Source organism: Allobosea sp. GW823-FHT01F03, from assembly GCF_058798075.1.
In genome coordinates this window covers 2,199,320-2,225,272 of sequence record NZ_CM179505.1, presented here as the reverse complement: position 1 = coordinate 2,225,272, position 25,953 = coordinate 2,199,320, and the positions used below count along the sequence as shown (strand labels likewise).

24 protein-coding genes and 1 other RNA gene are annotated in these 25,953 nt (G+C 68.3%); 6 read left to right on the top strand and 19 right to left on the bottom strand.

All coding sequences use genetic code 11. The features are described 5' to 3' along the window. Positions 1 to 51: 51 nt before the first annotated feature. From ftsA to AC3RCC_RS10415, 17 genes are all read right to left on the bottom strand, one after another. A complete protein-coding gene (gene ftsA, locus AC3RCC_RS10495; protein WP_291636805.1) occupies positions 52 to 1,377 on the bottom strand; it encodes a cell division protein FtsA in 1,326 nt (441 codons plus the stop codon). Next, entirely contained in the window at positions 1,374 to 2,285 is a 912-nt protein-coding gene (locus tag AC3RCC_RS10490; protein WP_492258378.1) for a cell division protein FtsQ/DivIB, read from the bottom strand. Before AC3RCC_RS10490 ends, ftsA begins: the two co-directional genes overlap by 4 nt. Before the next feature lie 26 nt (positions 2,286 to 2,311). Then, a complete protein-coding gene (locus tag AC3RCC_RS10485) occupies positions 2,312 to 3,226 on the bottom strand; it encodes a D-alanine--D-alanine ligase (protein ID WP_492258377.1) in 915 nt (304 codons plus the stop codon). 349 nt (positions 3,227 to 3,575) lie between these two features. Further along, positions 3,576 to 4,499, bottom strand: coding sequence for a UDP-N-acetylmuramate dehydrogenase (gene murB, locus AC3RCC_RS10480; protein WP_492258376.1), 924 nt, complete (start codon positions 4,497 to 4,499; stop codon positions 3,576 to 3,578). 4 nt (positions 4,500 to 4,503) lie between these two features. Then, positions 4,504 to 4,932, bottom strand: a complete 429-nt coding sequence (locus AC3RCC_RS10475; protein ID WP_492258375.1) for an endonuclease domain-containing protein — start codon at positions 4,930 to 4,932, stop codon at positions 4,504 to 4,506. 16 nt (positions 4,933 to 4,948) lie between these two features. After that, a complete protein-coding gene (gene murC, locus AC3RCC_RS10470; RefSeq protein ID WP_291636798.1) occupies positions 4,949 to 6,388 on the bottom strand; it encodes a UDP-N-acetylmuramate--L-alanine ligase in 1,440 nt (479 codons plus the stop codon). A 23-nt stretch (positions 6,389 to 6,411) separates the two neighbouring features. Further along, positions 6,412 to 7,500, bottom strand: coding sequence for an undecaprenyldiphospho-muramoylpentapeptide beta-N-acetylglucosaminyltransferase (gene murG / locus AC3RCC_RS10465; protein WP_492258374.1), 1,089 nt, complete (start codon positions 7,498 to 7,500; stop codon positions 6,412 to 6,414). 8 nt (positions 7,501 to 7,508) lie between these two features. After that, positions 7,509 to 8,648 (bottom strand): FtsW/RodA/SpoVE family cell cycle protein, encoded by a 1,140-nt coding sequence (locus AC3RCC_RS10460; protein ID WP_291636794.1) that lies wholly within the window; start codon positions 8,646 to 8,648, stop codon positions 7,509 to 7,511. 181 nt (positions 8,649 to 8,829) lie between these two features. Further along, on the bottom strand, positions 8,830 to 10,266 hold the full coding sequence (gene murD, locus AC3RCC_RS10455) for a UDP-N-acetylmuramoyl-L-alanine--D-glutamate ligase (RefSeq protein WP_492258373.1): 1,437 nt from the start codon (positions 10,264 to 10,266) through the stop codon (positions 8,830 to 8,832). A gap of 4 nt (positions 10,267 to 10,270) precedes the next feature. Further along, positions 10,271 to 11,353: a phospho-N-acetylmuramoyl-pentapeptide-transferase gene (mraY, locus tag AC3RCC_RS10450; protein ID WP_291636790.1), complete on the bottom strand. Its 1,083-nt coding sequence runs from the start codon at positions 11,351 to 11,353 to the stop codon at positions 10,271 to 10,273. A gap of 129 nt (positions 11,354 to 11,482) precedes the next feature. Beyond that, positions 11,483 to 12,910 (bottom strand): UDP-N-acetylmuramoylalanyl-D-glutamyl-2,6-diaminopimelate--D-alanyl-D-alanine ligase, encoded by a 1,428-nt coding sequence (locus tag AC3RCC_RS10445; RefSeq protein ID WP_492258372.1) that lies wholly within the window; start codon positions 12,908 to 12,910, stop codon positions 11,483 to 11,485. A gap of 2 nt (positions 12,911 to 12,912) precedes the next feature. Continuing rightward, positions 12,913 to 14,376: a UDP-N-acetylmuramoyl-L-alanyl-D-glutamate--2,6-diaminopimelate ligase gene (locus AC3RCC_RS10440; RefSeq protein WP_492258371.1), complete on the bottom strand. Its 1,464-nt coding sequence runs from the start codon at positions 14,374 to 14,376 to the stop codon at positions 12,913 to 12,915. Between the two features lie 126 nt (positions 14,377 to 14,502). Continuing rightward, a complete protein-coding gene (locus tag AC3RCC_RS10435; RefSeq protein ID WP_291646991.1) occupies positions 14,503 to 16,281 on the bottom strand; it encodes a peptidoglycan D,D-transpeptidase FtsI family protein in 1,779 nt (592 codons plus the stop codon). Further along, on the bottom strand, positions 16,278 to 16,667 hold the full coding sequence (ftsL, locus tag AC3RCC_RS10430) for a cell division protein FtsL (protein WP_291635373.1): 390 nt from the start codon (positions 16,665 to 16,667) through the stop codon (positions 16,278 to 16,280). The genes AC3RCC_RS10435 and ftsL overlap by 4 nt, the downstream gene beginning before the upstream one ends. A 2-nt stretch (positions 16,668 to 16,669) precedes the next feature. Continuing rightward, positions 16,670 to 17,692 carry a 16S rRNA (cytosine(1402)-N(4))-methyltransferase RsmH gene (gene rsmH / locus AC3RCC_RS10425; RefSeq protein WP_492258370.1) on the bottom strand — a complete coding sequence of 341 codons (1,023 nt, stop codon included), beginning with the start codon at positions 17,690 to 17,692 and terminating at the stop codon, positions 16,670 to 16,672. After that, entirely contained in the window at positions 17,689 to 18,147 is a 459-nt protein-coding gene (locus tag AC3RCC_RS10420; protein ID WP_291635377.1) for a division/cell wall cluster transcriptional repressor MraZ, read from the bottom strand. Before AC3RCC_RS10420 ends, rsmH begins: the two co-directional genes overlap by 4 nt. Before the next feature lie 373 nt (positions 18,148 to 18,520). Next, positions 18,521 to 19,009, bottom strand: a complete 489-nt coding sequence (locus AC3RCC_RS10415) for a MarR family winged helix-turn-helix transcriptional regulator (RefSeq protein ID WP_492258369.1) — start codon at positions 19,007 to 19,009, stop codon at positions 18,521 to 18,523. Between the two features lie 202 nt (positions 19,010 to 19,211). On the opposite strand from AC3RCC_RS10415, the gene AC3RCC_RS10410 reads away from it, so the two are divergent. Both AC3RCC_RS10410 and AC3RCC_RS10405 read left to right on the top strand, forming a co-directional pair. Beyond that, positions 19,212 to 19,637, top strand: coding sequence for an organic hydroperoxide resistance protein (locus tag AC3RCC_RS10410; RefSeq protein WP_291635379.1), 426 nt, complete (start codon positions 19,212 to 19,214; stop codon positions 19,635 to 19,637). 124 nt (positions 19,638 to 19,761) lie between these two features. Further along, entirely contained in the window at positions 19,762 to 20,715 is a 954-nt protein-coding gene (locus AC3RCC_RS10405) for an MBL fold metallo-hydrolase (RefSeq protein WP_492258368.1), read from the top strand. 67 nt (positions 20,716 to 20,782) lie between these two features. Here AC3RCC_RS10405 and rnpB read toward each other — a convergent pair. Together rnpB and AC3RCC_RS10395 are read right to left on the bottom strand one after the other, a co-directional pair. After that, positions 20,783 to 21,175: RNase P RNA component class A (rnpB, locus tag AC3RCC_RS10400), an RNA gene on the bottom strand. 45 nt (positions 21,176 to 21,220) lie between these two features. Continuing rightward, positions 21,221 to 21,889 (bottom strand): lytic transglycosylase domain-containing protein, encoded by a 669-nt coding sequence (locus tag AC3RCC_RS10395; RefSeq protein WP_492258367.1) that lies wholly within the window; start codon positions 21,887 to 21,889, stop codon positions 21,221 to 21,223. A 297-nt stretch (positions 21,890 to 22,186) separates the two neighbouring features. Between AC3RCC_RS10395 and AC3RCC_RS10390 the strand changes: the two genes are divergently transcribed. From AC3RCC_RS10390 to AC3RCC_RS10375, 4 genes are all read left to right on the top strand, one after another. Next, the gene (locus AC3RCC_RS10390; RefSeq protein WP_291635385.1) at positions 22,187 to 22,474 is read left to right on the top strand and encodes a YMGG-like glycine zipper-containing protein; all 288 of its coding nucleotides are present in this window, start codon (positions 22,187 to 22,189) and stop codon (positions 22,472 to 22,474) included. 179 nt (positions 22,475 to 22,653) lie between these two features. After that, positions 22,654 to 23,400: a J domain-containing protein gene (locus AC3RCC_RS10385; protein WP_291646996.1), complete on the top strand. Its 747-nt coding sequence runs from the start codon at positions 22,654 to 22,656 to the stop codon at positions 23,398 to 23,400. Further along, positions 23,397 to 24,185, top strand: a complete 789-nt coding sequence (locus AC3RCC_RS10380; RefSeq protein WP_492258366.1) for an N-acetylmuramoyl-L-alanine amidase — start codon at positions 23,397 to 23,399, stop codon at positions 24,183 to 24,185. The genes AC3RCC_RS10385 and AC3RCC_RS10380 overlap by 4 nt, the downstream gene beginning before the upstream one ends. A gap of 113 nt (positions 24,186 to 24,298) precedes the next feature. Beyond that, a complete protein-coding gene (locus tag AC3RCC_RS10375) occupies positions 24,299 to 25,948 on the top strand; it encodes a hypothetical protein (RefSeq protein WP_492258365.1) in 1,650 nt (549 codons plus the stop codon). Positions 25,949 to 25,953: the final 5 nt, after the last annotated feature.

Here is a 25,953-nt window from a genome sequence, read left to right as displayed (position 1 = left end):
CAAGAACTCACTCCGCTCCGCCCAGCCGGATGGCCATGCGGATCGCAACACTCAGAAACTCTCCTTCAGCCAGCGGCCGACGCGCGAGAAATACCCGTCGGCAGCATGGGCGAAGTAGGATGCGCCGGCCCGCGGCTCGAAATGCTCGACATGGGCGACCTGCGGATAGACCAGAAGGCCGACCGCAGCGGCGAAGGACGGGCCCTTGCCCGCTTCGGGCAAGCCGCGGATGCCGAGCGGCCGCCCGGTACGGACCTGGCCGCCGAGCACGCGCCGCGCGACCTCCGGCATGCCGGTGAGCTGGCAGGCGCCGCCGGTCAGGACGACGCGCCTTCCGGCCTCGGCCGAGAAGCCTGCGGCCTTGAGCCGGTCGCGCACCAGTTCGAGGATCTCCTCGACGCGCGGCTTGATGATCCGCACCAGATGCGACTTCGCCAGATGGTTGGGCATGTCGCGCTCATCGTCGTCGACCTGCGGCACCGCGATGGTGTCGCGATCGTCGGACGGGCTCGAGATCGCCGAGCCGTGCAGCGTCTTCAGTCGCTCGGCCGCCGAGACCCGGGTCGAAAGCCCGCGCGCCACGTCCATGGTGATGTGGTTGCCGCCGACCGCAATGGCGTCGGCATGGGTCAGGTGACCGCCGCCGAAGACGCCGAGCGAGGTCGTGCCGCCACCCATGTCGACCACGACGACGCCCATCTCGGCCTCGTCGTCGACCAGCACGGAAAGCCCGGCCGCATAAGGCGTCGCGACCACGGCTTCGACCTCGAGATGGCAGCGCTCGACCGCGAGCATGACGTTGCGCGCCGCGGCCGCCTCGGAGGCGACGACATGCATGTCGACCGAGAGCGAGCCACCGATCAGGCCGCGCGGATCGAGCACACCGGGCGAACCGTCGAGGGCATAGCCCGTCGGCAAGGCATGCAGCACCGCCTTGCCCGGGCGGATCGCATGGTTGGCCGCGGCCGCGAGCACGCGCTTCACGTCGGAATCGCCGACGGAACCGCCGCGCAGCTCGACGCTGGCCTGGTAGTGCTGCGAGTTCAGCCGGCCGCCGGTCAGATTGACGATGACCGACTGCACCTCGACCTTGGCCATCCGCTCGGCGGCGTCGACCGCGGCCCGGATGGCGCGCTCGGCGCTGTCGAGATCGATGATCGCACCGCCCTTCAGGCCGAGCGAGCGCTGATGGCCGATGCCGACGATGCGGGCGACATGGGTACGGCCGCGCAGGCGCTCGTTCGCTTCCGCCGGATTGAGCTCGGCGATCAGGCAGACGACCTTGCTCGTGCCGATGTCCAGGATCGACAGCGTCGCGCTCTTGCGCGAGGAAAGCGGCCGCATCCGCGGCGTCAGGCCCTGGGAGGTCAGGCTCATGCCTCGCCTCCCTTCTTCTTGCCCTTGTTCTTGAGCAGCTCGGCCCTTGCGGCCGCGCCCTCCTCGGTCAGGCGCATGGTCACGCGGTCGGGCTGGCGCAGGTCGATGGCGATAAGGTCCTTCTCGCTGATCCGAAAATCCTGCTCGAGGCCGACCAGCCGCTTCAGCGCAGCGCCGGTTTCGGTTTCGGTTTCGGGCAAGCGGATGTCGATGCCGGTGTCGAGCTTGAGATTCCAGCGGCGGCCGGCGACCAGGCTGCCGGCGCGGATGCGCGAGGCGAACGGGCCGGCCGCGGCGAGCAGGGCGACATAGTCGCGAGCGCGCAGATTGGCGTCGACCCCGACGACCAGCGGAAGATGGGCGAAGCGGCCGTCATCCATGCGATCGATCACCGTGCCGTCGGCCGCGATCAGGAAGAGATCGCCCTTCGACTGCCAGAGCGCGAAAGGCTCGCGCTCGACGAGGTTGATCGCGATCTCCCCGGGATAGAGCTTGCGGACCGAGGCCTCGCGGATCAGCGGCGTCGATTCGAGCCGCCGGCGCGCCTCGTCGGCGTCGAAGAAGGCGAGCGAGATCTTCGGATCGATGCCGGCGGCGACCAGCACCTCGATCTCGGAAAGCTCGGTCAGGCCGGAAATCGTCACGCGGTCGATGCCGAGGCCGATCAGCCGTGCCAGCGCATGCTTGGGTTCGCCATAGGTCTCGCGCAGCGTCTCGAAATGGCCGCCGAGGGCAGCACCCGTCGTCGCCGAGAGCGCCAGGAAACCGACCGCCAGCCAGGAGCCCAGGCCGCGTGGCAGGCGCTGCGCCAGGGGCAGCGCGAAGGCGCTGCGCCGCGAGCCGCGAAACCAGCGGCGCGAGCGCTCGCCGACGAGGAGCTGAGGCCCCGCAGCGTGCATCGGCTTCATCGGACCAGCACCGGCCAGCACCGCATTCACCGATTTAAGGAGGCGTCCTCCACCATCCATGTGACGAGCTCACTGAAATTCATGCCCGCGTGGGCGGCCAGTTCGGGTACCAGGCTGGTTTCGGTCATGCCGGGCTGCGTGTTCACTTCCAGCCAGACGAGAGTGTCGGTCTCGTCGTCATATCGGAAGTCGGAACGACTGACGCCGCGGCACCCGATTGCTTGATGCGCCGTTAACGCACACTCTTCGATCCGCTGGTAAATATTCGGTAAAATTTGAGCGGGGCAGATATGGAACGAACCGCCTTTCGCATATTTTGCGTCGTAGTCGTAAAACTCACCCGTCGCCGCCCGAATCTCCGTCACCCCCAATGACTTGCCGTCCATCACGGCACAGGTCAGCTCGCGTCCGGCGATGAAGTTTTCGGCCAGCAGCATGTCCCCGCAGGGCCAGTCCGGCCGGGCTATTTCCTGGGGTGGATGCTCGCGGCCTTTCTTAACGATCACGACCCCGACCGAGGATCCCTCGTCGATCGGCTTGAGCACATAGGGCGGCTGAAGCACATGGCGTTTGGCGGCCTCGAAGCGCGAGACGTTGACGCCATGCGCGACCGGAACACCGGCCGCGGCGACCACCATCTTGGCCTTGTCCTTGCGGATGGCGAGCGCCGAGGCGAGCACGCCGGAATGGGTATAGGGGATGCCCATGATCTCGAGCAGACCCTGGATGGTGCCATCCTCGCCGAAGCGGCCATGCAGCCCGTTGAAGGCGACGTTGGGCCGGAGCTTGTCGAGCACCGCCGCGACGTCCCGCTGGACGTCGACCCGGGTGACGCGGAAACCGGCCTGCTCCAGCGCGGCGGCACAGCCGGCACCGGAATTCAGGCTGACCTCGCGCTCCACGGACCATCCGCCCATCAGAACTGCGACATGTTTGCTCATGCTGGCTCCAAGCTCCGCACCTGCGGCGAAACTGGCCAGATATGGTTAACGACGCGTTAAGAAGTCGCGCTCCCGGTTAATGCAGAGCCGGCTGTGGCGGCGGCGCATCACCTGTTTCCGGCACCGGCGAAAGCTGTCCGGCGAGCCTTGTGCCGACGGGCGCGCATCGCTTCGAGGACATGCGCGAAGCTCGCCCTGCCAGCATGGCTGGCGAGGCGGGAGCCGCCACTGGATCTTGCGAAGGCTGTAAGCCGGACCTTGTCGTGTCGGCAGGCCAGCGCGGGCGAAACGCGCCCATCACGCCGGCCATCGACGCCATGGCCGAGGAGCCCGTCCCGGCCGGATCCCCTCAGGCGGCGACGCCGAAGCGCTTGATCTCCCAGTGCAGCTCGTAGCCGGAATTATCCTTGACCCGGCGCCGAACCTCTTCGCCCAGCCCCTCGATATCGGCGGCGCTGGCACCGCCGGTGTTGATCAGGAAGTTGCAGTGCATCTCCGAGACCAGGGCCCCGCCGATGCGCAGGCCGCGGCAGCCGGCGGCGTCGATCAGTTGCCAGGCCTTGCCGCCCTCGGGATTCTTGAAGGTCGAGCCGCCGGTGCGCTCCTTGATCGGCTGAGCCGCCTCGCGTGCCGAGGTGACGCGGTCCATCTCGGCGAGGATCGCGGCCTGATCACCGGGCCGGCCCTGGAACAGGGCCGAGGTGAAGATGACGTCGCTCGGCACCGTCGAGTTGCGGTAGCTGAAGCCCATATCGGCATGGGAGAAGGCGACGATCTCGCCGGCCCGCGTCACGCCGCGCGCCTCGACCAGCACGTCGGTGGTTTCGCCGCCATGCGCCCCGGCATTCATCCGCAGCGCCCCGCCGATGCAGCCGGGAATGCCGCGATAGAAGGCGAGCCCGTCGAGCGAGGCATCGGCCGCCGCCCGCGCCAGCTTGACGTCGGGCGTCGCGGTACCGGCGCGCAGCCTGTCGCCGTCCTCGCGGACGATCTCGCCGAAGGCCTTGCCACCGAGGCGGATGACCACGCCGGGAATGCCGCCATCGCGCACGATCAGGTTGGAGCCGAGCCCCACCACCGTCACCGGGATCTCGGCCGGCAGCCTGGACAGGAAATAGGCGAGATCGGCCTCGTCGGCCGGTGTGAACAGCACCTGCGCCGGCCCGCCGACGCGGAACCAGGTCAGCCCCGCCATCTCCTGATTGGCGACGAGGCGCCCGCGCAGCTCGGGCGCGGCGGCATGGAGGGCGGGCGTGATGTCTGGGAAGGGCATAGGCTTACCCGCGCGTCTCCTTCTCCCCTCGGGGGAGAAGGTGGCCCGGCAAAGCCGGGTCGGATGAGGGAAGTCCGGCGAGACCAAGCCGATCGGATATCTCGCGCAGAACGAATTCGAGATTTCCTAGAACCCGCTCGTTCGGAAAGCGCAAGACCAGATAGCCCTCATGCCGTAAAAACGCATCGCGCCGCGCGTCGCGGGCACGTGCTTCTTCACTGGCATGTGGCTCACCATCGAGCTCGACGATCAGGCGGTGCTCGTAGCAGCAGAAATCCGCGACGAAAGGCCCGATCGCCATTTGTCGCTTGAACTTGAGGTCAGCGAAGCGACGACCGCGCACCGCCTGCCAGAAGATGGCCTCGGCCCGCGTCGGCGTGCGCCGCTGGCCCCGGGCGAAGGAGAGCGTTGCGGTCGTGTTCTTGCGTTCCACGACCGGCCCTCATCCGTCAGCGCTTCGCGCTGCCACCTTCTCCCCCGAGGGGAGAAGGAAGGGAGGCCAGTTCGCCCGGCAGGGCATAGGCCCATTGCGTGATGTTGCCGGCGCCGAGGCAGACGACATAGTCGCCCGGTCCCGCCAGCGTCGCGACCATGCCGGCGAGCTTCTCGGAGGATGACAGTGGCAGCGCATGGCGATGGCCGCGCGCCTTGATCGCCGCGACCAGCCCGTCGCGATCGGCGCCGGGGATGGGCTGCTCGCCGGCCGCATAGGTCTCGGCGACGATCACCGTGTCGGCGTCGTTGAAGCAGGAGGCGAAGTCGTTGAACAGGCTGGCGAGCCGCGTGTAGCGGTGCGGCTGCACCACGGCGACGACCTTGCCCTTGGTCGAGGCGCGCGCCGCCCTGAGCACGGCGGCGATCTCGACCGGATGGTGGCCGTAATCGTCGAAGATCTGGGCACCGTTCCATTCGCCGGTACGGGTGAAGCGGCGCTTGACGCCGCCGAAGCCGGCGAGCCCCTGACGGATCGTCTCGACCGGTACGCCGAGATCATAGGCGACTGCGATCGCGGCCGTGGCGTTCAGCGCGTTGTGATGGCCCGGCATCGGCATGACGAGATCGCGGATCACCTCCTCGCGTCCGTTCTTGCGGTCGCGGATCAAGAGGGTGAAGCGGGCCTGGCCGCCGGAGAGATCGATGTCGACGAGGCGGAAATCCGCCTGCGGGTTCTCGCCATAGGTGATGACCCGGCGATCCTCGATCTGGCCGACCAGCTCCTGCACGGTCGGGTGGTCGATGCACATCACCGCGAAGCCATAGAAGGGCAGGTTCTCGACGAAGGAGCGGAAAGCCCCCTTGATCGCGTCGAAAGTGCCGAAATGGTCGAGATGCTCGGGGTCGATATTGGTGATGATCGCGACATCGGCCGGCAGCTTCAGGAAGGTGCCGTCCGATTCGTCGGCCTCGACCACCATCCAGTCGCTCTCGCCCATGCGGGCATTGGTGCCATAGGCGTTGATGATGCCGCCATTGATCACGGTCGGATCGAGCCCGCCCTTGTCGAGCAGGGTCGCGACCAGCGAGGTCGTGGTGGTCTTGCCATGGGTACCGGCGATGGCGACGCAGCTCTTCAGCCGCATCAGCTCGGCCAGCATCTCGGCCCGCCGCACCACCGGCAGGCGCTTCTCGCGCGCCGCCATCAGTTCCGGATTGTCGCGCTTGATCGCGGTCGAGACGACGACGACCTCGGCCTCGCCGAGATTGGCCGCGGCGTGGCCGACGAAGGTCTTGATGCCCTTCTCGGCGAGGCGCCGGACATTGGCGTTGTCCGAGGCATCCGAGCCCTGGACCTTATAGCCGAGATTGTGCAGCACCTCGGCGATCCCCGACATTCCGATGCCGCCGATACCGACGAAATGGATGGAGCCGAGCTTCGGCGGCAGCTTCATGGTGCGGTACTCTTCTGGAAAATTCAGATCTGGGCGGTTTCGGCGATCAGGCGCGCCAGCCGGTCGGCGGCGTCCGGGATTCCGGCGCTCTTGGCGCTCGCAGCCATCGCAGTCAAGCGCGAGGGGTCGGCGAGCAGTCCCGAAAGCTCGCCGGCGAGCCGGCGCGGCGTGAAGTCCGGTTGCATGATCCGGATGGCGCCGCCCGCCTTTTCGAGCACGGCGGCATTGGCCGCCTGGTCCTGGTCGAGCGAGCCCGGCAACGGTACCAGCAGCGCCGGCCGGCCGATCACGGAGAGCTCCGCGATGGTCGAAGCACCGGAGCGCGCGACGACGAGGTGAGAGGCCGCCATCCGCGCCGGAAGGTCCTTGAAGAAGGGCGCGATCTCGGCCTTGACGCCGAGCCCGGCATAGATGCTGCGCACCCGCTCGCCATCCTCGGCCCTCGCCTGCTGGACGACCGAGATCCTCGCCCGTTCCTCGGGGCTGAGCAGCTGGATCGCGGGGGGCACGATATCGGCCATGACGCGCGCGCCCTGGCTGCCGCCGAAGACGAGCAGGTTCACCCCGCCATCGAGCGAGGGATAGGGCGAGGCGGCCTGGAGGACCGCCGGCCGCACGGGATTGCCGACCAGGCGGCACTTCGCCGCCTGCGCCGCGGAGAGCCCGCCGACCTCGGCGAAGCCTGTCGCGATCACCTTCACCCGTCCGGCGAGAAAGCGGTTCGCCCGGCCGGCCACGGCATTCTGCTCATGGACCAAGGTCGGCACGCCCATCAGCGCCGCGGCGAAGACCGGCGGCACGGTCGGATAGCCGCCGAAGCCGACGACGAGTGCCGGCTGCAAGGCCTTGATCGCACGGCGCGCCGCGAAGGCGCCTTTTGCCAGAACCAGCGCCGCCTGCAGCATCTTCAGCGGCGAGCGGCCGGACGGCGTCGCCGCCGGCACGGCATGGATCGATTCCGCCGGGAAGCTGCCGGCATATTCGGCGGCGCGGGTATCGGTGATCAGGGCGACCCGCAGGCCGCGCGCATGCAGCGCATGGCTCAGCGCCTCGGCCGGAAAAAGATGCCCGCCCGTGCCGCCCGCGGCGAGCACGATGAGAGGCGCCTGCACTCCCGCCGTCACTGCCGGCGTCCCGTCTGGCCGAAGTTCTCGGCCCTTGGCCGTTTGCGTGTCAGCGCCAAGAGGAAGCCGGTGCCGAGCGCCAGCGAGATCAGCGAGGAGCCGCCATAGGAGATGAAGGGCAAGGTCATGCCCTTGGCCGGCATCATGTGCAGGTTGACCATCATGTTGATCGCCGCCTGGATGCCGAACAGCAAGGCGAGACCGGTCACCGCAAGGCGCACGAACGGGTCTTCGGCACGCTGCGCCACGAAGAGCGCGCGCAGCACGATGATCGCGAACATCGCGACCAGGACCATGCAGACGACGACGCCGAACTCCTCGGCCGTCACCGCGAAGATGAAGTCGGTATGGGCGTCGGGCAGGATGCGCTTGACCGTGCCCTCGCCCGGCCCTTTGCCGAGCCAGCCACCCTGCGCGAAGCTCTCCAGCGCGGTGTCGACCTGGAAGGTGTCGCCCGAGCCCTTGTCCATGAAGCGCTCGATGCGGCCGCGGACATGCGGCACGAGCTGATAGGCGATCAGCAGGCCGAAGGCCCCGGCGCCGCCGAGCCCCATCACCCAGAACCAGTGCAGCCCGGCGACGAAGAACAGGCCCGCCCAGACCAGCGTCACCAGCACCGTCTGGCCGAAATCAGGCTGCAGGACGAGCGGCACGATGGTCAGCGGCAGGAGCAGGAAAGCGATGATCGTGCCCGGCAGATCGGGCCGGCGCCCGCCCTCCGCGAAGGCCCAGGCGGCCATGACCACGAAGGCCGGCTTGAGGAACTCCGAAGGCTGCACCGAGCCGAGCGGGCCGAGCGTCAGCCAGCGCCTGGCGCCCTTGACCTCGACCCCGAAATAGAGCGTGCCGATCACACCCGCCAGCGAGACGGCGAAGACGATCAGCGCCGCGCGGCGCACCTGGCGCGGCGTCAGCAGCGAAGTGGCGAGGAAGACGGCGAGCGCCGCCAGCAGATAGACCGCCTGGCGGTTGACGAAATGGAAGGTCGGTAGGCCGAGGCGCTCGGCGACCGGCGGCCCCCCCGCCATCAGCAGCACGACGCCGGAGACCATCAGCGCCACCATGGTCGAGAGGATGACGCGGTCGATCGACCACCACCAACGGCCGCTCAGGCTGGGTTCTGCGCGCGAGGTCATCTATGTGGGCTCCGTCAGCGAACAGGCAGGTCGTGGTCACCCGTTCCGGCGAATCACTCTGTCAATGAATGGTTAACCGATTGATTCCAGTTCGAGCTCTCCGGCTTCCCGCCCGCCCTCGTCCTTCGAGACGCCACTGACGCAGCTCGCAGGATGAGGTCTGGAACGGAGAATTGCTCCTTCAAGCGGAAGCGGCTCCTGCCGCCTCGAACCCCGGCAACGCCTCGACCAGCGCCCGGAAGGCATCGCCGCGGACCTCGAAATTCGGGAACTGGTCATAGGAGGCGCAGGCCGGCGAAAGCAGCACCGCGATCTCGCCCTCCCCCGGTGCCGCCAGCGCGGCCTCGGTCGCGGCTGCGACCGCGACGTCGAGCGTACCGCTGCGCTCATAGGAAACCCGGCCGTCGGCGTCGAAGGTCGCGGCGAAGAGATCGCTCGCCGCGCCGATCAGATAGGCATGGGCGATGTTCGGGAAATAGCGCCGCAGCGACTCGATCCCGCCCTCCTTGGCCTTGCCGCCGAGGATCCAGAAGATCGCACGGAAGGAGGTCAGCGCCTTCTCGGTCGAGTCGGCATTCGTCGCCTTGGAATCATTGATGAAGACGACACGGCCGATCCGCCCGAGTTCCTCCATCCGGTGCTTCAGGCCCGGATAGCTCTTGAATCCCGCTGCGATCTCCTCGGCCGTGAGCCCGACCGCGGCACAGGCGGCGAAGGCGGCTGCGGCATTCTGGGCGTTGTGCGCACCGCGCAGGCTACCGATGCCCGCGAGATTGGCGACGACCCTGGGCTTGCCGTCCCTGACCTCGACGATGCGCGTATCGAGCTTGCCCTGATTGGCGGTGACGCCGGCGAAGACGCCCTCGTCGAGCGGCTGCTCGCCGCTGATCTTGACCAGAGGCTTGCCCGAAGCGGCGCGCCGCCGCGCCATCTGCTTCGAGGGCTCGTCGTCGACGCCGATCACGGCGAGGTCGGAGGCGGCGACCAGCCGCTCCTTGATCGCGCCATAGGCTTCGAAGGTGCCGTGCCGGTCGAGATGATCCGGCGTCAGGTTCATCTGGATGCCGACCGTCGGCTTCAAGGAAGGCGCCAGATCGATCTGGAAAGTCGAGCACTCGATGACGTGGATGCGGTCCCTGGCCGGCGGGGCCAGCGCCAGCACGGCGGTGCCGATATTGCCGCCCATCTGCACGTCGCGGCCGGCAGCAGCCAGGACATGGGCGATCAGGGCCGTGGTCGTCGACTTGCCGTTGGTGCCGGTGATGCAGATCACCGGCGCGTCCGGGGCAAGCTTCGCGCGCTCGAGGAAGAACAGCTCGATATCGCCGATCACCGGGACATTCGCGGCCTTGGCTTTCTCGACCGTCCAGTGCGGTGCGGGATGGGTCAGCGGCACGCCCGGCGAGAGCACGAAGGCGGCGAAGCGCGACCAGTCGGCATTGGCGAGATCGACGATGGCGAGCCCCTCGGCAGCCGCCTTGTCGCGGCTCGCCTGGTTGTCGTCCCAGCAGGCGACTTCGGTGCCACCGGCGCGGAGCGCCCGGGCGGTCGCGAGACCGGAGCCGCCGAGGCCGAACAGGGCGAGGGTCTCGCCCGCGAAGACAGTGACAGGTGTCATCGGCTCAACGCAGCTTCAGCGTGGCGAGGCCGACCAGCGCCAGCACCACCGAGATGATCCAGAAGCGGATCACCACCTGCGGCTCGGTCCAGCCCAGCTTCTCGAAATGATGGTGGATCGGCGCCATCAGGAAGACGCGCTTGCCGGTGCGCTTGAACACCGCGACCTGAATGATCACCGAGAGCGCCTCGACCACGAACAGGCCGCCGACGATGGCGAGCACGATCTCATGCTTGATCGCGACCGCGATGGTGCCGAGCATGCCGCCGAGACCGAGCGAGCCGGTGTCGCCCATGAAGATCTGCGCCGGCGGCGCGTTGAACCAGAGGAAGCCGAGCCCCGCGCCCATCATCGCGCCGCAGATCACGGCGAGCTCGCCAACGCCGGGCACATGGTGGATCTGCAGGTAGTTGGCGAAGATCGCGTTACCCGCGAGATAGGCGATGAAGCCGAAAGTGCCTGCCGCGATCATCACCGGCACGATGGCGAGCCCGTCGAGCCCGTCGGTCAGGTTCACCGAATTGCCGGCGCCGACCACGACGAAGGCGGTGACGACCGGGAACAGGATGCCGAGCGGGATCATCCATTCCTTCAGGAACGGCAGCGCGAAGCCACTGGCGATCGAGGGCGGGCTGACCAGCATGATCGCCGTGCAGGCGGCAAGCGCGATGACGATCTCGAGCCCGAGGCGCGCCTTGCTGGAGAAGCCCTTATGCGACTGCTTCGTCACCTTGAGATAATCGTCGTAGAAGCCGATCGCGCCATAGCTCGCGGTCACGCCGAGCACGATCCAGACATAAGGATTGCGCAGATTGCCCCAAAGCAGGGTCGCGACGAACAACCCGGTCAGGATCATCAGCCCGCCCATGGTCGGCGTGCCGCGCTTGGCGAGATGCGATTCCGGCCCGTCGGTCCGGATCGGCTGGCCTTTGCCCTGTTTGATCCTGAGCCAGGAGATCGCCGCCGGGCCGAAGAAGAAGACGAAGAGCAGCGCGGTCGCGGTCGCCCCGCCGGCCCGGAAGGTGATGTAGCGGAAGACGTTCAGGATCGGGAAGTGAACCGCGAAATCGGCTAGCCAGACCAGCATTGAAACCTGTTCCTTGTCCTGGCGCATGCTCTGCAGAAGTGGAGACCACTTCTGCGAGGCGGAACATGCGCCAACAGATTGAGTCCGCGCGCCTTCCGTTCGACCGGCTCCGGTCGAACGGAAGGCGCGCTAGTCGTCGGCCGTGACGACCGGGAAACGGGCGGTCATCGCCTTCACGATCGAGCCCATGCGCGATCCGAGCGAGCCCTTGACCGTGACGACGTCGCCGGCACGCAGCACATCGAGCAGCAGCGGCTCGAGGCCGCTGGCCTGGGCGGCATAAGCACCGCGCTGGCGTGAAGGCAAGGCGTCGTAGAGAGAGCGCATCAGGGGTCCGCAGGCGAAGACGAGATCGACCCCGTTGCCGGTGACCGCCTCGGCCAGCCCCTTGTGCAGCGCTGGGCCGCTTTCGCCGAGTTCCAGCATGTCGCCGAGCACGGCGATCCGCCTTCCGCGGCCTTGCGCCTCGATCCGCCCGAGATTCTCGATCGCCGCCCGCATCGAGGCGGGGTTGCCGTTATAGCTCTCGTCGATCAGCATGAACGGGCCGGAAGGCGCGTGTAGCATCTGGCGCGCGCCCCGCCCGGCCGGCGGCTTCAGCTCGGCGAGCGCCAGCGCCGCCAGGGCAAGGTCGGCATCGAGCGCGTCGACCGCCGCGAGCACCGCCAGCGAATTCATCACGATGTGCTTGCCGGGACTGCCGAGCTTGTAGGTCACCGGCCGGCCGCGCACATTGGCCTCGACCGTCGAGATCTCGGGCTTGAGCGAGCAGCCGAGCAGGCGGACATCCGCCGAAGCGCTCTCGCCGAAGCTGATGATGCGACCGGCCGGGCTCGCCTCGGCGAGTTCGCGCAGCAGGTCGGCCTGGGCGATGTCGGCATTGATGATCGCCGTGCCGCCGGGCTTCAGCCCGCTGAAGATCGCAGCCTTCTCGCGGGCGATGCCCTCGATCGATTCGAAGGCGGCAAGATGCACCGGCTGCACCGTGGTGACGATAGCCACATCGGGCGAGACCATTTTCGCCAGCGGCAGGATCTCGCCGGGGCTGTTCATGCCGATCTCGTAAACGCCGTAGCGCACATCCGCCAGCGTCCGGGTCAGCGTCAGCGGCACGCCCCAATGGTTGTTGTAGGAGGCGACCGGCGCATGCGTCTTGCCCTGGCGCGAGAGCACGAGGCGCAGCGCCTCCTTCGTCCCGGTCTTGCCGACCGAGCCGGTGACCGCGACGACGCCGGCATGCAGCTCGGCGCGCCGCGCCATGCCGGCCTGCTCCATGGCGCGCAGCACGTCCGGAACCACGGCCAGCGGCGCGTCCGCCGGGAAGTCTCCGGCATGCGCCTCGTCGACGACGGCGAGCGCCGCGCCCTTCTCGAGCGCGGCGGCGACGAAATCATGGCCGTCACGCTTCTCGCCCTGGATGGCGAAGAAGGCGTCGCCCGGCTCGAGCGTGCGGGTATCGATCGAGGCCCCGCCGATGGCAGCTGGCTGCGGGCCTTGCGCCCGCGCCTTCATCGCCTCGATCAGGCGGCCCCCGGTCCAGAGCGGCGCAGCCGTCATGCTCATCTTCCTCCGCTGATCTCGGCGATCGCCTGGCGCACCGTCTCATGGTCGGAGAACGGCAGGGTCCGGTCGCCGACGATCTGGCCGGTTTCATGGCCCTTGCCGGCGACGACCAGAAGATCGCCCGGCCGCATCTCGGCGACGCCCGCAGCGATCGCCCGCGCCCGGTCGCCGATCTCGCGCAGGCCGGGTGCCGCGGCGAGGATTTCGGCGCGGATCGCGGCCGGGTCTTCGCTGCGCGGATTGTCGTCGGTGACGATGGCGATGTCGGAGCCGTCGGCCGCGATCCTGCCCATCAGCGGGCGCTTGCCGCGGTCGCGGTCGCCGCCGCAGCCGAAGACGCAGATCAGCCGGCCGCTGGCATAGGGGCGCAGGGTGCGCAGCACCGCCGCCAGCGCATCGGGCTTATGGGCATAGTCGACGACGACGAGGCCGCCATTCTGCTCGGCCACGCGCTCCAGCCGGCCGGGCACACCCTTGAGGCCGGAGAGCGCCGCGACCGCCGCCTTCGGCTCCTCGCCCGCCGCGATGGCGAGCCCGGCGGCAACCAGCGCATTGCCGGCCATGAAATCGCCGACCAGGGGCAGCACGACCTCGACATCCTGTCCGTCGACGGCAACGCGCAGGCGTTGCGAGAAGCCCTCGCGCGCGACCGAAAGCAGCCTGAGCCGGTCCCCGCCCCGGCCGATCCCGATCACCGGATGGCCGCTGCCGGCGGCGGCTTGCGCCGCCTCGGCCGCGTACGGCTCGTCGCGGTTGATCACCACCGGCGCCCCGGCAGGAAGCAGCTCCCAGAGCCGGAGCTTGGCGGCGAGATAATCCTCGACGCTCGGGTGGTAGTCGAGATGGTCGCGCCCGAGATTGAGGAAGGCGCCGGCCGTCAGCCGGACGCCGTCGAGCCGACGCTGGTCGAGCCCGTGCGAGGAGGCTTCCATCGCGACATGGCTGACGCCCTGCCCGGCCAGCCGGTCGAGCGAGGCATGCAGAGAGAGCGGATCGGGCGTGGTCAGCGAGCCGTAATCGGCACCGGCCGCGGTGACGATGCCGATCGTGCCGAGGCTCGCCGCCTCGCGCCCCAGCGCCATGAAGATCTGGCGGGTGAATTCCGCTACCGAGGATTTGCCGCTGGTGCCGGTCACAGCGACGATGGTCGCCGGCTGGCGCGGATGCACTTTCACCGCGGCGAGCGCCAGCGCCCGACGCGGATCGGCGACCTCGGCGAAGGCGATGCCGGGCGCGAGGCCAGCTGGCCGGGGCTGGCCGGAGACGATCGCCGCCGCGCCGCGCGCCGCAGCATCGGCGATGAACTGCGCGCCGTCGGCCTTGGCGCCGGCGAGTGCGACGAAGGCCTCGCCCGGCGCGACCTTGCGGCTGTCGAAGGCGAGGCCCGTGACGCGACGCTCGGCATCGTCCGGAAACGCCCCGGGAAAGAGCTGGCCGAGGCTGAAACCGGTATTGCCCATCTCTTTTTCCGCCTAGAGCCCGTTCCGATCTGCTTGCTTCGCAAGCCGATCGGCAAAAACGGTCTCTCACTCATGTTCAGAGACGGATTCACCGATCAGACCGCTTCGATCTGATCGGATCCGACTCTAGCGTGTGCCCCAGGCGCCGAGCCTCGCCATCAAGGGGAAGGGCGCGACCGGCGGCTCGAAGCGCGGAGGCAGGCCGAGAATCGGCGCCGCCCGCTCGATGACCTTGCCGGTGGTGATGCCGGCGTTCCAGGCGGCCGTCGAATAGCCGCCGCTTTCGGCATAGCCTTTAGGCTCGTCATAAATCGAAAGGAACAGATATCGCGGCTTGTCGGCCGGAACGATCGCCATGAAGGTCGTGAAATTCTTGTTCTTGGCGTAGCGGCCGTTGATCACCTTCTCGGCCGTACCGGTCTTGCCGCCGACGAAATAGCCGGCGACATCGGCTTTGCGGGCCGAGCCGCGCTCGCCGTTGAGGCGCATGATGTAGCGCATCGCCTCCGAGGTCTCGGGCTTGATGACGCGGGTGCTGACCGCTTCCGCTTCCTCGACCGAGCGCTTGATGAAGGTCGGCGTCATCAGCTTGCCGCCATTGACCAGCGCCGCGACGGCCGCCAGCGCCTGGATCGGGGCGACGGCGAGGCCGTGGCCGAAGGCGATCGTGGCGGTGTTGAGCTCGCCCCAGCGCTGCGGCACGATCGGGGCCGCGCTTTCCGGCAGCTCGGTCTGCAAGCGGTCGAGCTGGACCATCTTGCGCAGGAAGGCCTTGTGTCCCTCGACGCCGACCGAGAGCGCCATCTTGACCGTGCCCATGTTCGACGAGTGGACGAACACTTCCGGCACGGTCAGCGTGCGGCCGGTGCCGCCCCGGTACTCACGGATGACCTGCCGACCGAAGCGCATCATGCCGCCGGCGGTCGAATAGCTCGAATTGATGTTGGCCTTGCCGGTATCGAGCGCCATCGCGACGGTCAGCGCCTTGAAGGTCGAGCCCATCTCGTAGACGCCGACATTGATCCGGTTGATCCGATCCTTCTCGAGCGCATCGACCGGGTTGCTCGGGTCGAAATCGGGCAGCGAGACCGAGGCGATGATCTCGCCCGTGTTCACGTCCATGATCGCGCCGGCCGCGGCGATCGCCCGATACTTCTCGATGCCCTTGACCAGCTCGTCGCGCAGCAGGTGCTGGACCCGCAGATCGATCGACAGCGCGACCGGCTTGAGGTCGGAGGCCTGCACCGCCAGACCGGCGCCGTTGAGATCCTGCAGCCCCTGCGAGTCGATGTATTTCTCGATGCCGGCGATGCCGACATTGTCGACATTGGCGAAGCCGAGCACATGCGCGGCGGCCGGCCCGTTCGGATAGACGCGCTTGTTCTCGGGCACGAAGCCGACGCCGGGAATGCCGAGCCGGTGTACCTCGGCCTGCTGGCGCGGCGTGATCTCGCGCTTGACCCAGACGAAGCCGCGCTTGGTGCCGAGCTTGTCGCGCAGATCCTTGGCGTTGAGGTCGGGCAGCACCGCGGTGAGCAGCTCGGTCGCCTCGTCCTTGTCGAGGATCTTGCGCGGCTCGGCAAAGACCGAGACGGTCCGGATATCGGTGGCGAGCGGCACGCCATTGCGGTCGACGATGTCGGGCCGCGCCGCCGAGATCGCGTTCGAGGTCGCCCGGCGCAGGCCGACCTGGTCGTTCGGGAAGGCGGCGAGCGCCACCAGCCGGCCGGTGATCGCCAGGAAGAGCGCGCTGAAGCCGAGGATGACGAGACCGACCCGCGGCTCGCTCTTCTCCCCGCTCATCCGGAAGATGTCGCGCAACAGGCCGGCGCGCAGGCTCGGCCGGCGCGGCTTCTCGACCACCGGCGCGGCGACGACGGCTGGAGCGACTGGCTCGGGCGTCATGGGCGGCCTCCCGGCGTGGTGGAGCTGTTGCTCTTGACGTTGCGCGGCGTCTCGGTCGGCAGGCCGAGGCCGAGATCCTCGAGCTTGCGGCCGATCGAATCGACCTTGGGCCCGCGATTGGGAATGTCGGAGAGCCGGACGATCTGGTTGATCGCCAGCGGCTGCAGATCGAGATGCCGGTCGGCCAGCGCCTGCAGGCGGTCGGGCCGGTTGAGGAACTGCCATTCGGCCTTCAGCACGGCGATCGCGTCGCGCTCGCGCTGGGCCTTGGCCTTCAGCTTCTGGAGCTGCTCGGCCTCGAGCGTGGTCTCGTATTTGATCGAGTAGGCGTAGAGCGCCGAGGAGACCAGCGCCCCGATGGCGATGACGTGCAGCAGCTTGATCAAGCTCAGCTCCTCCGGCGGGTTTGCGGGGCGGGCACGACCGCGAGTGTGACCAGTTCGGCCTCGGGCGCGCGCGCTGCGGCCTCGGTCCGCTCGGCGGCACGCAGTTTCGCCGAACGGGCGCGCGGATTGGCACGCATCTCGGCCTCGGACGGCGCCACCGCCCCCTTCGTCACCGGGCGAAACGTCGCGGCAGGCGCCGTTGCCGCCGGCGCATGGCGCGAAGCGGCGGGAGCCTTCCCGGAACGCTGCGCGAAGAACAGCTTGACGATGCGGTCCTCGAGCGAATGGAAAGTCACGACGGCGAGCCGCCCGCCCGGCGCCAGCGCCGCCTCGGCGGCATGCAAAGCCCGGACGAGCTCGCCGAGTTCGTCATTGATCGCGATCCGGAGCGCCTGGAAGGTCCGCGTCGCCGGATGCGGACCGTTGGGATCGGCCCGGACGATGCCGGCGACGAGATCGGCCAATTGCTTGGTCGTGCTGAGCGGCGCCTTGCGGCGCGCTTCGACGATGGCGCGGGCGATGGCGCGCGAGCGCCGCTCCTCGCCATAGTGATAGATGATGTTGGCGAGCACGCCCTCATCGGCCTCGTTGACGAGCTCGGCGGCGCTCTGGCCATTGGCCTCCATGCGCATGTCGAGCGGCCCGTCGAAGCGGAACGAGAAGCCGCGCTGCGCCTGATCGAGCTGCATCGACGAGACGCCGATATCGAGCACCACCCCGTCGAGCGGCAGCATACCGAAGCGCTCGGCCTCCTCGGCGAGAGCGCCGAAACGGGCCTGTGCCAGGGTCAGCCGGCCAGCCATGGCGGCGACGAGCCCGGCCCCGCCGGCAATCGCATTGGGATCGCGGTCGAGCGCCAGAAGCTCCGCCTGCGGCTCACGCATCAGCAGCGCGCGGGAATAGCCACCAGCGCCGAAGGTGCCGTCGAGATAGCGGCCGCCCGGCTTCAGCGCGAGCGCGTCGAGCGCCTCCTCCATCAGCACCGGCACATGCGGCACGGCAACCTCCCCTTCGGCCGGCTTCACGAGGTCACCCCTGCGCCGAGCGCGCGCCGGACGTCCCGCAATTTCGCCCGCGCCTGATCGAGATGGAGCCGGAAGCGCTCCGGCTCCCAGATCTGGAATTTGTGCCCCTGCCCGACGAAGGCGACGGCGTCGCCGATCCCGGCATGGGCCTTCAGTGCCTCGCTCAACACGATGCGCCCCTCCGGATCGACCTTCAACACTTCCGAGGTTCCGTTCAGCGCCGTGGAGAGCGAGTCCCACTCCTCCGAAAACGGCGAGAAGCGCGAGAGAATATCGTCGATCGTCGCGCGCAGCGCATGCCCGCCGCAATCGAGACTGGCCTGGTCGAGCGCCGGATGGACGTAGAGCCCCTCGTAGCCGTCCTTCGCCAGAACGGCGCGGAAGGTCGCGGGGATCGAGACCCTGCCCTTGGCATCGAGCTTGTTGGTGAAATGGGAGACGAAGCGGTCCGTCAACGCCGCCTCCCGGCCAGGTTTCCACGGTGCGGAGCGGGCCGGCCAGAACCGGCCGCGGATACTCCCGTCGAACCCGACAAAGCGAAGCCTTCAGCCTGAATCCGCGCGGCACACGGACCCCGACCTGTCGCTTGCCTGTCGGTTTCGACGGGATGATTTGGGATACCATGGGATGTTATGGGCGTCAACGGATTCAGGGAGCCGGACACGACCCGGCGCCAGCCTGCGAACATCACAGCCCGTTAAGGTTAACTATCCGTAAAAACGTCGATTTCGGGCTCGCGGACGCGAGCGCAATGGGACCGCCGAGCCGGGCCCATCGGCCTGCCCGCGGAGAAATATTTTTGAGGCCACCGACCTCGCCCCGGCGAGCCTAGTCCTCCGCAGCGGCGCGACGCAGCAAGGCCTCGCGCAGGGCCCGGACTTCTTCCAGCAGGCGCGCCGGCGGGACGCCGCTATCCTCGACCGCGCAGGGCACCGGATTGGCGGAGCGCCCCGCCTTCTCGTGCAGGACACGTCCCGCCTCGGTCAGCTCGACCAGCACCTGCCGTTCATCCTCGCGGCCGCGCTTGCGCAGGATCAGACCATTGCCTTCGAGGCGCTTGAGCAGCGGCGTCAGCGTGCCGGAATCGAGCATCAGTCGCTCGCCGATCGCCTTCACGCTCTGGCCGTCCTGCTCCCACAGCACCAGCATGACCAGATATTGCGGATAGGTCAGACCGAGCTCGGCCAGGAACGGCCGATAGGCCCGGTTGAAGGCATGGGCGGCCGAATAGACCGCAAAGCAGATCTGCTCGTCGAGCCCGCGCACCGGCTGCGCCTGCGCATCCTTCGTCATGGCCTCGCCGTCAGCTGCCCGCATCACGGATCCTCAGCGGGGAAACGGTCCGAGCGGATTGGAACAACCCGCCCACGGAACAGTCTACCCTATGCTGACACCAAGATACGCTTTCATCGCCCCGAGCGCCGCCCGTTCACGGAAATTTGAATTGCCAACAATTAGATTGTGCACAATCTAATTTCCATCGACCACGACGGAAACCAGCCCGACAAGGAGAGCAGTCATGAAGATCCTCTACACCGCCCATGGCTCGGCCACCGGCGGCCGCGAAGGCCAGGCCGCGACCGACACCGGCAACGTCAAGCTCGTGCTGAACACGCCCAAGGAGCTCGGCGGCGGCGGCGGCGACGGCACCAATCCCGAGCAGCTCTTCGCCATGGGCTATTCGGCCTGCTTTCTCGGCGCGCTGAAATTCGCCGCCGGCAAGGAAGGCGTGAAGATCCCGGATGATGCACGTGTCAGCGCCGATGTCGGCATCGGCCCGCGCGACGACGGCAAGGGTTTCGGCATCGCCGTCAAGCTGACGATCGCGGCGCCCGGCATCGAGAAGGCCAAGCTCGAGGACCTCGTGCAGAAGGCCCATATCGTCTGCCCGTATTCGGACGCGACCCGGGGCAATATCGACGTCCAGCTGACGGTTGCGGCCTGACGCGACGCCACCCATCTGCTCCTCACGGCCGGCCTTGACCCGGCCGTGAGACGATTAGGTCCCGCGTCGCGAGGCGCGGGCATCGTTTCCGGAAGCCCTTCGCCCCTAGCCTCTGGAACACAGCATGATCGACCGCCGCCATCTTCTCACCGGCCTCGCCGCGGCCGTACTGGCACCCGCCCTCCCCGCTTTCGCCCGGGCTCCGCAAGCCTCGACCCAAGTCGCAGGGATCTATCGCCGCAAGCTCGGCGACATCGAGATCACCGCGATCCTCGACGGCTATATCCCGCTCGACGCCAAGGCCTTCCTCAGCAGCGACCCCGACGCCGTTCGCCAGGCTCTGGCCAATGCCGGCCAGGATGAGAAGCTGCCGACCTCGGTCAACGCCTTCGTGGTCAACGCCAAGGACAGGACCTATCTGCTCGACACCGGCACCGGCGCCAACACCGCCTTCGGCCCGACCATGGGCCGGCTCGACGCCAATCTGCGCGCCGCCGGCATCGAGCCCGCGCAGATCGACGCGGTGATCCTGACGCACGCCCATCCCGACCATGCCGAGGGCCTGATCACCGCCGAGAAGGCGGCGCGCTTCCCGAATGCCGAAGTGATCATCAACGAGACCGAATACGCCTTCTGGCATGATGACGGCATCCTCAACCAGGCGCCGGAGGCGATGAAGCCGTTCTTCGCCTCGGCCCGCGGCACGCTCGCGCCCTATGCCGCCCGCACCCGCAAGATGAAGCCGGGCGAGATCGCGCCGGGCCTCAGCCTCGAACACGCGCCCGGCCACACGCCGGGCCACAGCCTGCTGCGCATCGCCTCCGGAAAGGAGCAGGCGCTGCTGGTCGGCGACTGCATCCACAATGCGGTGATCCAGACGGCTCGGCCCGAGGTCGCCTTCGTCTTCGATGCCGATGGCGCGCAGGCGGCCGCCTCGCGCCGGCGCGTGCTCGACATGGCGGCGGCGGACCAGCTGCTGATCAGCGGCGCGCATATGCCCTTCCCCGGCTTCGGCAAGGTGCTGAAGGCCGGCACGGCCTTCCGCTTCGTTCCGGCGGAGTGGAGCTACACACTCTGATCGGTCATTGGACGACGAAAGGGCCGGGATCGCTCCCGGCCCATTTTCGTATCTTCGGAGGTTCTGAGGTGCCAGCCGGCCTGTAAGCCGGGTTCTGGATGGCCGGAGGATCTCTCCCCCGACGTGACGGCCATTCCTCTGGGACGCGCATCGCTGCGCGCCTCGAGCAACCAACCCGGACGACCAGGCCAGGAAACAGGCCCCTCCCCGCTTGCGCGGAAAGCATCGTCCCTATTTGGTTTTGCTCCCGGTGGGGCTTGCCATGCCGTTCCCGTTGCCGGGCCCGCGGTGCGCTCTTACCGCACCTTTTCACCCTTACCCCTGGCCGAAACCGGGGGCGGTTCGATCTCTGTGGCGCTTTCCCTGGGGTCGCCCCCGCCGGACGTTATCCGGCACCGTGTTTCCGTGGAGCCCGGACTTTCCTCCCCCGCGAAGCGGGAGCGGCCGTCCGACCGACTGGCGGGATCGCCTGTGCGCTCTTGCGCCGCCGGCGTCAAGCGCCGGCTCAGTTGCTGGCGGTGATGGTGCGCACCTTGGAGCAATAGACGCGGTTCGCGCCGCTCATGCGCTTCGCCATGTGGCCGCTCTGATACATCATCACGGTGCGGCAGGTATCGCCACCGGCGAGCCTGTAGGCCTGCGCCAGATATTTCATGCCGTAGCGGGCATTGGTCTCGGCATCGAGCAGCCCGGCCGCCCCGCCATTGTAGCCGACGCCACGCGCCGTCTGATGGCGGATCTGCATCAGGCCGTAATTACCGGCATTGGCTGCGCGCGGGTTGTAGCGGCTCTCGATGCGGACCACCGCATCGGCTAGCGAGAACGGCACGCCGTTGGCGGCCGCATGGCGGGCGACGAGAGCCCGCAGATTGTCGCTGCCGGCCGGCGCAGCCAGCGCCTGACGGCGCGGCTTTTCCGCCCGGCTCGGCTTGGCGGCTGACTTCTGGGCGGCAGGCGACACCATCTCCCCCGCCCCATCCGGCGCATGCCGCGCCTGCTGCCGGCCGGTTTCCGGCGCCTCCTGTGCCCGCTTAATCTCGGCCTCGCGCACGATGAAGGCGCGCGCATCGGTCTCGGCGTTGATCTCGGCAGCAGCCGGTTGCAGTAGGCCCAGGCAAATCGCAAAGGCGGCGCAGCCGCTACCATAGATCCGGATCATATTGGGGAGCCCCATGTCACGTTGATCGAATTGACCGGCGGGCCAAATGATAGATGAATGTGACGACAATCCGGCGCATCACTCCGCAATTCTATATTCTATTGCGACATATCGATTATTTATGACTAAATCATTCAAAAGTAATCATCATGTATTGAGGCATGGAACGATTCGGGCCTCACGGCGTTGACGCAGTCAAGGGAAAGAGCCAAATCATCGCCGCATTGCGACCGCAATTGACGGCCGCTATGGGCTGGGTCGACGCTGAAGGCACCTTGCTGCGCGGGTTCGACCCCGAGACGGGGGAATGAAATGAATAAACTGCTGGCAGTCGCGGCCCTCGGGCTCGCTCTTGGCGCGGCGGCCTGCACGCCGCATGAACAGCGCGTCGGCGGAGGCGCCGCGATCGGTGCCGCCACCGGTGCCGTGATCGGCGGGCTCGCCACCGGCCGCGCCGGCGGCGCCGTCGCAGGCGGCCTCATCGGCGCCGCAGGCGGCGCGATCGTGGGTGCGGCAACGTCGCCCTATGATGACGGCTATTATGACGGTTGCCCTTACGGCTATTATCGCGACCGTTACGGCCGGCTCTACTGCCGCTGAGCACATCGCCAGCTCGGATAGGCTTCGGCCCACCCGGCGGAACCAGACATATTCGGGCGGAAGCGCGTAGCGCGGCCGCCCGAACTTCGCTTCCGCCAGGTATCGAGGCGCGCGGGCAGCTTGCATGGAGAAAGGCCGGTTTCCACTTTTTCGCATCCTGCTCTAGGGCCGATCGATCGATGAAATCATTCCACTGGGGCGCTTTGGGGGGCGGAGGCCTCGGCTTTGCGCTCGGCGGCCCGCTCGGAGCGCTGGTCGGCGCGCTCGCCGGCCATGTCCTGGTCGACCGCGAGGGCGCGCCCTTCGGGCCAGCGCCGCGGCAGCTCATCTTCACCACCGGCCTCGTCGCCCTCGCCGCCAAGATGGCGCGCGCCGACGGCGTCGTGACGCGCGACGAGGTCGCCGCCTTCCGCCGCATCGTCACGGTGCCGGCCGAGGAGCAGGGCCATATCGAGCGCCTGTTCGACCTCGCCAAGCAGACCAGCGCCGGCTTCGAGGCCTATGCCAGCCAGATCGCCGAGAGCTTCCGCGAGGAGCCGGCCCTGCTCGAGGACGTGCTCGACGGGCTTTTCCTTATCGCCGCCGCCGACGGCGCCATCCATGAGCGCGAGCACGACTATCTGCACGATGTCGCGATGATCTTCGGCATCGATGAGGCCGGCTTCGCCCGCATCGAGGCGCGCCATGTCCGCCGCCGCGACGACCCCTATCTCGTGCTCGGCGCCAGCCGCGAGATGAGCGACGCCGAGATCCGCAAGCTGCATCGTGCCCTGGTGGTCGAGAACCACCCCGATCGCGAGATCGCCCGCGGTCTGCCCGAGGAAGCCATCTGCATCGCGACGCGCCGGCTGGCCGCGATCAACGCCGCCTGGGACGCGATCCAGAAGGAGCGCGGCCTCGCCAGCCGGCTGGCGGCGCCAGCATGAGCGTTTCGACGAAGCCCGACAGCCGCTTCGCCGCCAAGGTCTTCCCCTCGCCCAATCATGGCGAGCGCAAGTTCCGCAATGGCTCGACCGATCGCCGCCCGGACGCGCTAATCCTGCACTATACCGGCATGCCCGACACCGGCGAGGCACTGCAATGGCTGTGCAACCCGATCGCCCAGGTCTCCTGCCACTACTTCGTCTTCGAGAACGGCCACATCCTCCAGCTCGTGCCCGAGGAGCGCCGCGCCTGGCATGCCGGCGCCTCGCACTGGGCCGGCGAGACCGATCTCAACTCCGCCTCGATCGGCATCGAGATCGCCAATCCCGGCCATCCCGGCGGCCTTCCCGATTTCCCGGAGGAGCAGCTCGCCGCCACGCTGAACCTCTGCCGCGACATTTGCGAGCGCTGGCGCATTCCGCCCGAGCGCGTGCTCGCCCATTCCGACATCGCGCCCGGCCGCAAGATCGACCCCGGCGAGAAATTCCCCTGGCGTCGCTTCGCCGAGGGCGGCGTCGGCCTCTGGCTCGAGCCGGCGCCGATCAAGGGCGGCCGCTTCTTCGCGCGCGGCGATGCCGGCCCGCCGGTCGAGGCGCTGCAGGCGATGTTCGCCATGCTCGGCTACGGCGTTTCGGTGGACGGAGTCTATGACGAGCGCCTGGAGGCGGTCGTCGCCGCCTTCCAGCGCCATTGGCGGCCGCAGAAGGTCGACGGCGTCGCCGACGGCTCGACGATCACGACCCTGCGCGATCTGCTGGCACTGACGCAGGAAGCGCGGACGGCGTAGAGCCGCGGCGCTCCGCGAACATTGCCGCGAGTTAACTCGTCTGCGCCGGCCGCTTCTGGCATGCTGCGGCCATGGCAGAACGACCGCGTTGTGCTGCCGGAGGAGGATGAACCTTGCGTCTCTGGATGATCGGGGCCGGTATCGGAGCGGCAGCGCTCGCCGCCGGCTATTTGGCCCTGCGGCCGACAGGAGGAGCCGCGAGCGACGCCGCCTATCGCACGGCCGCGATCGACCGCGGCCAGATCACCGCCTCCGTGCGCGCCACCGGCTCCCTGACCCCGGTCACCACCGTCGTCGTCGGCTCGATGCTGTCCGGCCAGGTCGTCGAGATCCTCGCCGACTATAATTCGCAGGTGAAGGCTGGCCAGATCGTTGCCCGCCTGAACAGCGACCAGATCAAGACCCGCCGCGACGCCGCCGCCGCCGACCTCTCCCAGGCCAAGGCCGATCTCGTCGTCAAGCGCGCCCAGTTGGAGCGCGCCAAGGTCGCTCGCACCAAGGCCGACTCCACCGTCAAGGACCTGGAAGCCCAGCGCGACCGCACCAGGGCACAGCTTGCTGATGCCAAGCGGACCTTCGACCGCCAGAACGAATTGTTCACGCGCGGCGCCGGTGCCCAGCAAAGCCTCGACAGCGCCCGCACCCAGGTCGAGATCCAGACGGCGACGCTCGCTTCCAACGAAGCCCAGATCGCCTCGCTCAAGGCCGAGATCGGCGGGCTCGACGCCGACATCTCGCTCGCCGAAGGCCAGGTCCAGTCCGGCGAGGCGCTGATCGCCCAGCGTGAGGCCAAGCTGAAGGACATCCTGATCGATCTCGAGCGCACCGATATCCGCTCGCCGGTCGATGGCGTCGTCGTCCAGCGCCAGGTCAATCTCGGTCAGACCGTCGCCGCCTCGCTCTCGGCGCCGGAGCTGTTCCAGATCGCGCAGGATCTGCACGTCATCGATATCTACGCGAATATCGACGAGGCCGATGTCGGCCGCCTCAAGGCCGGGCAGACCGTCTCCTTCAGCGTCAACGCCTATCCGAACCGCAGCTTCCAGGGGCTCGTCGAGATGGTGAGGCTCGGCGCCCAGACCATCCAGAACGTCGTCACCTATACCGGCGTCGTCCGGGTCCAGAACCGTGACCTCGCGCTGCTGCCGGGCATGACCGCCAATGTCCAGATCGTCACCGACGACAGGCAGGACGTGCTGCGCGTGCCCAACGCGGCGCTGCGTTTCCGCCCGCTCGGCGGCCCGACGGCGCTTCCCGCCGAGGCGCCGGCTGCGCGCGGCGGCGGAAACCGCGCCGCTGGCGCGCTGCGCGAGCGCATCGAGGAGGAGGTCCAGCCGACGCCGGAGCAGAAGCAGGCGATCGCCGCGATCTTCGCCGAGCGGCGCGGCGAAGGCCGGCGCCCGGCCGCCGGTCTTTCGGAGGAAGAGCGCCGCGCGATGTTCCGCGCTGCCCGCGACGAAATGCGCAGCAAGATCGCCGCCGTGCTCGATCCCGAGCGCCGCGCCAAGTTCGAGGCGCTGATGCAGGAGGGGCGCCCGGCGGCGCAGGATTTCGCGCCCGGCCGCGTCTATATCCTCGACGGCAACGGCCAGCCCAAGCCGGTCGCGGTCCGGCTCGGCCCGAGCGACGGCGCCTTCACCCAGATCGTGCCCGCCGCCGAGATCGCCGAGAACACGCAGGTCGTGGTCGGCGGCGGTCCACGCGGCGCCGAGCCCGCGCCGGCGAGCCGCGGTCCCGCCCCTCGCGGCCCGCGGCTGTTCTGAGGCGC

Excerpts from the sequence above, each read along its gene's own strand:
- AC3RCC_RS10395 (WP_492258367.1), bottom strand. The coding sequence starts at position 21,889 with ATGGGGCTCCCCAATATGATCCGGATCTATGGTAGCGGCTGCGCCGCC.
- AC3RCC_RS10490 (WP_492258378.1), bottom strand. The coding sequence starts at position 2,285 with ATGAAGCCGATGCACGCTGCGGGGCCTCAGCTCCTCGTCGGCGAGCGC.
- AC3RCC_RS10385 (WP_291646996.1), top strand. The coding sequence starts at position 22,654 with ATGAAATCATTCCACTGGGGCGCTTTGGGGGGCGGAGGCCTCGGCTTT.
- AC3RCC_RS10435 (WP_291646991.1), bottom strand. The coding sequence starts at position 16,281 with ATGACGCCCGAGCCAGTCGCTCCAGCCGTCGTCGCCGCGCCGGTGGTC.
- AC3RCC_RS10390 (WP_291635385.1), top strand. The coding sequence starts at position 22,187 with ATGAATAAACTGCTGGCAGTCGCGGCCCTCGGGCTCGCTCTTGGCGCG.
- AC3RCC_RS10410 (WP_291635379.1), top strand. The coding sequence starts at position 19,212 with ATGAAGATCCTCTACACCGCCCATGGCTCGGCCACCGGCGGCCGCGAA.
- murB (WP_492258376.1), bottom strand. The coding sequence starts at position 4,499 with ATGCCCTTCCCAGACATCACGCCCGCCCTCCATGCCGCCGCGCCCGAG.
- mraY (WP_291636790.1), bottom strand. The coding sequence starts at position 11,353 with ATGCTGGTCTGGCTAGCCGATTTCGCGGTTCACTTCCCGATCCTGAAC.
- AC3RCC_RS10440 (WP_492258371.1), bottom strand. The coding sequence starts at position 14,376 with ATGGGCAATACCGGTTTCAGCCTCGGCCAGCTCTTTCCCGGGGCGTTT.
- AC3RCC_RS10445 (WP_492258372.1), bottom strand. The coding sequence starts at position 12,910 with ATGACGGCTGCGCCGCTCTGGACCGGGGGCCGCCTGATCGAGGCGATG.
- AC3RCC_RS10415 (WP_492258369.1), bottom strand. The coding sequence starts at position 19,009 with ATGCGGGCAGCTGACGGCGAGGCCATGACGAAGGATGCGCAGGCGCAG.
- AC3RCC_RS10460 (WP_291636794.1), bottom strand. The coding sequence starts at position 8,648 with ATGACCTCGCGCGCAGAACCCAGCCTGAGCGGCCGTTGGTGGTGGTCG.
- AC3RCC_RS10405 (WP_492258368.1), top strand. The coding sequence starts at position 19,762 with ATGATCGACCGCCGCCATCTTCTCACCGGCCTCGCCGCGGCCGTACTG.
- murC (WP_291636798.1), bottom strand. The coding sequence starts at position 6,388 with ATGAAGCTGCCGCCGAAGCTCGGCTCCATCCATTTCGTCGGTATCGGC.
- AC3RCC_RS10485 (WP_492258377.1), bottom strand. The coding sequence starts at position 3,226 with ATGAGCAAACATGTCGCAGTTCTGATGGGCGGATGGTCCGTGGAGCGC.
- murD (WP_492258373.1), bottom strand. The coding sequence starts at position 10,266 with ATGACACCTGTCACTGTCTTCGCGGGCGAGACCCTCGCCCTGTTCGGC.
- ftsA (WP_291636805.1), bottom strand. The coding sequence starts at position 1,377 with ATGAGCCTGACCTCCCAGGGCCTGACGCCGCGGATGCGGCCGCTTTCC.
- AC3RCC_RS10380 (WP_492258366.1), top strand. The coding sequence starts at position 23,397 with ATGAGCGTTTCGACGAAGCCCGACAGCCGCTTCGCCGCCAAGGTCTTC.